This is a genomic window from Mesorhizobium sp. M7A.F.Ca.CA.004.12.1.1, from assembly GCF_003997835.1.
GTDB lineage: Bacteria > Pseudomonadota > Alphaproteobacteria > Rhizobiales > Rhizobiaceae > Mesorhizobium.
This window is the reverse complement of sequence record NZ_RZRK01001023.1, coordinates 1-1,858: the sequence shown is the minus strand read 5'-3', so window position 1 is coordinate 1,858 and position 1,858 is coordinate 1. Positions and strand designations below refer to the sequence as shown.

Here is a 1,858-nt window from a genome sequence, read left to right as displayed (position 1 = left end):
CGGCCAAGGTGGTGCGCACCGCTCTCCAGGACGCGGCATCGGTCGCCGGCCTGCTGGTGACCACGGAGGCGATGGTGGCCGAGAAGCCGAAGAAGGAAGCCGCCGCCCCGGCAATGCCCGCCGGCGCCGGTATGGACTTCTGAGGTCACGGCCCATCCGCCCGCTTCCCTGGCGGGGAGCGGGCGTCATCCGAAGAGAAAGTGGAGGTAAAGATGGATGCAATGGCTGGCCTCGGATCCGTACCGGCTCCTACGCACCAGGCGAAGGAATTCCTGGCCTATGAAACAGAATGCAGGAACGTGCTGAAGCCGCTGCTGGCAGGGCTGCTCGACATGGCTGAAGCTGCCGGCTGGAACCGGCGAACCGCGGCGTCGGCACTGATGTTCCTCGCCGCGCAGCAAGTGTCGGCAACATCCGAGGTATCCGCCGGCAGCGGCTGAACGGAAATCGGCCAGTCCATTCACCTATTCGCGGCGGGCCGCGCTCCCGGTGCTCGGCCCGCTACAGGCCCTGAACAATCGAGAGGAGGCACAAGCCATGAATCACGGGCAATTTGAGGAACCGGTCACACTTCTGGTCGGAATGGGCTTTCCGAGGAAGATCGACAGCGTGATGGAAGCTTACGCACTGCTGCAGGACTGGCCGAGCGCCGGCCGCAACGGCGCCCATGCCGTCGCACTCAACGCTTGCAAGGCGGGCATCGTCGGCGAGATCGATCCGGAGACGGTGCGGGCCACGCTGGTCAGCTTCGCGCGCCGCCACGACATATTGGTGCCGGAGATGGTTACGCCGCTCGCGACGGCGGCCGGTGGTGCGCTGCGCACGAGGTGAACTGACGATGCGGCGCTGCACAGCGCCTGAAGACCATGGTCTTGCGATAAGCCAGGCGAACACGGAGACGCCGGAATTCCTTTCCGGGCGGGCGGCATTGTCGTTGGTCATTGAGCGAACGCGTCAGCAAGACTGACCTGTTCTGCCCGAATAGCGCTTCTGAGCGCCGCCTCCCGGTTAAAAAAGTATCATCCGTTGTCTTGAATCGTGGTGGCGCCTGTTGTCATGAGCCGGTACCTTGGCTCTTGAAATGCAGAGCCGAAACCAATTCGGCCGGTTTAGGGAATTGGGCCGAACGCGGCAAATATCCGTGCCGGCCCGGGAGGAAACGGACATGGAACCGGACCTGGAAGTTGTCCAGATACGACGCGGTGAGTCCTTCAAGGCGTGGTCGCACGGCTACCCCTTCCATACGGTGCGCTGGCACTTCCATCCCGAATATGAACTGCATCAGGTGATCTTCACCAACGGCCGCTATTTCGTCGGCGACTTCATCGGCGAGTTCGAGCCGGGCAATCTGGTGCTGACCGGGCCGAACCTGCCGCACAATTGGGTCAGCGATATCGCCAGGGACAGTTCGATCCCGCTGCGCGGCCGCATCATTCAGTTTTCCGAAAGTTTCATCGGCGATGCCATGCATGTGCTGCCGGAGTTGGCGGGGCTCACGGCTCTGCTCGAGGCGTCACGTCGCGGCGTGCTGTTTTCCAGCCGCACCAGCAAGGCGCTGGCGCCGCTGATGGAAGAGATGATGCAGGCACAAGGTGTGCGCCGCATCGAGCTGTTCATGATGATCGCCGGCCTGCTCAGCCGCGCCCAGGAATTCCAGCTTTTGGCCAGCGCCAGCTACCGGCCCGATCCCTCCGGCTACATGACCGCCGGCATGAATAAGGCGCTCGCCTATATCAGGGAAAACCTGACGCAGCTGTTCGACGAGGCGGACCTCGCCGCCATCGCCGGCCAATCGACCGGCGCTTTCTCACGCTCGTTTCGCCGTCACACCGGCATGTCGCTGGTGCAGTATGTGAAG

General features: G+C 63.1%; 3 protein-coding genes. All 3 read left to right on the top strand.

Annotation, left to right across the window (positions count from 1 at the left end; translation table 11 throughout):
* Positions 1 to 212 precede the first annotated feature (212 nt).
* Positions 213 to 440: a hypothetical protein gene (locus EN984_RS33100; RefSeq protein ID WP_013530720.1), complete on the top strand. Its 228-nt coding sequence runs from the start codon at positions 213 to 215 to the stop codon at positions 438 to 440.
* A 97-nt stretch (positions 441 to 537) separates the two neighbouring features.
* Complete coding sequence (locus EN984_RS33095) at positions 538 to 831, top strand: DUF982 domain-containing protein (protein ID WP_127270014.1); 294 nt, start codon at positions 538 to 540, stop codon at positions 829 to 831.
* A 334-nt stretch (positions 832 to 1,165) separates the two neighbouring features.
* Positions 1,166 to 1,858 (top strand): AraC family ligand binding domain-containing protein (locus EN984_RS33090; RefSeq protein WP_164765854.1); only part of this gene is annotated, 693 nt, incomplete at its 3' end.